Here is a 3298-nt window from a genome sequence, read left to right on the forward strand (position 1 = left end):
TTCTTTCTCAAAACAGTTTTGTGCTGATCTCAAACGAGCAAAACAGAAAGCAGAAAAAGCAAAAGAGATTTGGCAACAAAGCCAACCGATTAAAAATACTTTAGCAGAAACCTATTTACGCATGCGGGGGATCACATGTGAATTACCTGCTGATTTACGCTTTCACGACAACTGTCCACACCCCTTAGGAATGACATTGCCCGCGTTGGTGGCGCTTGTTAAGGGGGCTAGCTCTTTTGCCATTCATAGAACCTTTTTACAAACCAATGGCTGCAAAACAGATCAGAAACCCGCCAAAGCCATGTTGGGGTCTGTCATGGGCGGTGCTGTGCATTTAAGTCAAGGCAATCCAAAACATCTGGTTATTTGTGTGAGAATTGAAACGGGGCTGGCGCTGCTGTCTGGATTGTTATCAGAGCCCGTTAATTTATGGGCGTCTCTTTCCACCAGTGGCATGATGCGTGTGAATTTACCGCATACAAAAGGACGTTTGACAATCGCAATGGACGGGGATGATGCGGGGCGTAAAGCAGGTTTTAACCTCGCTGCGCGGGCTTATAGACAAGGCTTTGAAGTCTTTATCATGCAAGCCCCTAACGCTTTAGATTTCAATGACTTTTTAATCTTGAAAGGTTATAAATAAATGATAAAGGATAAAAACAATATTATAGACAGCAATAACCGAAATGTTTTTTCCAATGATAACGATAATGCCTCTTTAAATGATAATACTTGTTTAAAAGTTATTCCTTATGAACAAGCCTTGCAACAAAATGGTTGGGGGGAATTAAAACCCATTGGTACGGCTTTTTTACCCGTCGAACCTTTTCACGTTGCACAAGTGCCTTTACCCTTAAGTCGCTATATTTATGATATTGCTGACCGTCAACAAGCCCCTCTCGATTTTATTGCTGCCTCTGCTCTCTATGGTTTGGCGGCTCTTATTGGAAATGGCGTGCATATTGCCCCCAAACAGTATGATGATTGGAAAATTATTCCTAATCTTTGGGGTGCTCTTATTGGACAGCCTTCAACCATGAAAACACCTACCATGCAAGCTGCGTTAGCCCCTATCACGTGCCTTCAAAAGCAATGGTATAAAGAGTGGTTAAAACAAAAAGAAAGGCAAGAAATTGAAGAGATACTTGAAACTTTAGACAAATCAGAAAAGAAAAAACAAGCCCATAAAGCGATCAAAAAAGGAGATCTTGAAACAGCCCGTGCTCTTTTGTCTGAAGCTCCCTCTAAAGACAATACCCATGATGATGGCTCTCGTTTTATTGTCAATGATGTGACGGTCGAAAAGCTTGGGGAATTGTTAAAAGAAAACCCCCGTGGTCTTTTGATGGTTCGTGATGAATTATCTGGTTTTTTAACAGATATGGAACGCAAGGAATATCAAACAGACCGTGCTTTTTATCTCGAAGCTTTTAATGGAGATGGTCAATTTACTTATGACCGTATCGGGCGTGGAACCATTTTTATTCCTAATGCAACCCTTTCAATTATAGGAGGCATTCAACCCTCTCGCATTCTGCCCTTTATACGCAATGCTTTATATGGCAAAGGCAATGATGGTTTTTTACAACGGTTTCAAATGCTGGTGTGGCCCGATGAGACAAAAGATTGGCAATGGATTGATAGACCTCCTAATCAAGAGGCATGGAAAACTTATGAAGGGGTGTTCCATTCTCTTTATGATAAGCCCCTTGGATCTCCAGAACACCCGCTTGTCATGCGTTTTTCTGCTGATGCTCAAGAGATGTTTCGTGAGTGGATGAAAAAGATTTTTAAAGAAGCTAAAGGGAATAACCTTTCTGAAAGCTTACAATCGCATCTTTTAAAAATGCCTAAGACCATAGCAAGTCTGGCGTTGATTTTTGAATTGACCGAAGGGGGTCGTTTTGAAATCAATAAAGGTGCTCTTCAAACAGCCTTGCGTTGGGAAAAATATCTGTTAAGCCATGTCAAAAGACTTTATGCGGCGGGGAATGCCTCTATAGAAGATTGTGCAAAATTGATTATCGAGCGTTGTGATCATTTACCTGATGTCTTTACTTTACGTGATATTCATCAACGTGACTGGACGGGTTTAAAAGATCATGCCATTCTAAAACAAGCTCTAGAGATTTTATGCCGTTCCAATCATATTCGTCAAATAGCAAGTGAAAATAGCTCTAAAGGCGGTCGACCTACTATACGCTATGAATGGCATCCTTTCGTCAAAAGCAACAGCATAAAACAATGAAACGCTGATAATTTTTTTGTTATGCTTAAAACCTTCAAAAATCTTATCGTACCAAAAGAGGATTTACGAATGATCTTTGAGGGTTTTTGTTTATCATTAAAAAAAAGAAGCAACGTTTAAATCTTGTGTCAACACTATCCAAAACTAATCTCTATAAGTTTTGACGGTGTTTTGAGTTTTGACGGTTGCTGCTTTTAGATAAAAAAATAGCAAAAAATAAAAACATTATATTTCAATATGTTAATATTTTGCAGATGTTCAAAAAACAACCAATATTGACAACACAACCTATGAATTCAACTAATAATATACGTTTTGTAGGGGTTTTGACAATTTTTGCACCGTCAAAACCTATCTATTAAAGTCACTCATAAAACCTATCAAAATAATCATTCTGATGTTTAAAAAGCACGTATTGCATTTGTCTGATTAACACATCAAACGATAAGCAAATTTCACTACTGTGCTGATCTAACCATAGCTCATAGGTTGTTGATAAGTATTCTTTAAAAAACTCTTTGAAAAAATTATCGGCTTTTTTAGCTCTTTTTTCTCACTTTATTATCGATATTTGTTTTAAGTGCATTTAATTGAATTCGTTTTGATTCTTTTGATGATTATTGATCATCTTATAAGGCAAAGGATTTTTATTATAATATGATGCAATTTGTTAAGTCTGATCATGAACAAGTCACGATACGCTCTCTGTTGGAATATTATCGTAAACAGGCAAAATCACCCCGTGAATTGGGAACGCTTTTTGAAAATCTTGTGAAGGATTATCTGTCTGAAGACCCATTACAAAAGCAAGAATACGAAAAGGTTCAGACTTATTCGGAATGGGCTGAGGAACATGATGAAGATGGGCGTGATATCGGCATTGATTTGGTGGCGACAATCCGTGATCAAGGGGGCTATGCGGCTATTCAATGTAAATGTTATGATGCCTCTCACATCATTAAAAAAGAAGATATTGATAGTTTTATCGCTGCCTCTGGGAAGAAAATATTCACGCGTCGCATACTGGTTGATAGCACTGAAAGCAATTGG

Annotated in this window: 3 protein-coding genes; all 3 read left to right on the forward strand. The window is 38.2% G+C overall.

Annotated features, from left to right (window positions below; genetic code table 11):
• Positions 1–643, forward strand: a 643-nt coding sequence (locus HWX04_RS07885; RefSeq protein WP_175869579.1) for a DUF7146 domain-containing protein, incomplete at its 5' end; no start/stop codon positions are given.
• Positions 644–2248: a YfjI family protein gene (locus tag HWX04_RS07890; protein WP_175869580.1), complete on the forward strand. Its 1605-nt coding sequence runs from the start codon at positions 644–646 to the stop codon at positions 2246–2248.
• A gap of 657 nt (positions 2249–2905) precedes the next feature.
• A partial coding sequence (locus HWX04_RS07895; protein ID WP_175869581.1) for a restriction endonuclease occupies positions 2906–3298 on the forward strand: 393 nt, incomplete at its 3' end.

The organism is Bartonella gabonensis (genome assembly GCF_903679515.1).
GTDB lineage: Bacteria > Pseudomonadota > Alphaproteobacteria > Rhizobiales > Rhizobiaceae > Bartonella > Bartonella gabonensis.

Coding starts and splice junctions, on each gene's coding strand:
- HWX04_RS07890 (WP_175869580.1), top strand. CDS start 644: ATGATAAAGGATAAAAACAATATTATAGACAGCAATAACCGAAATGTT.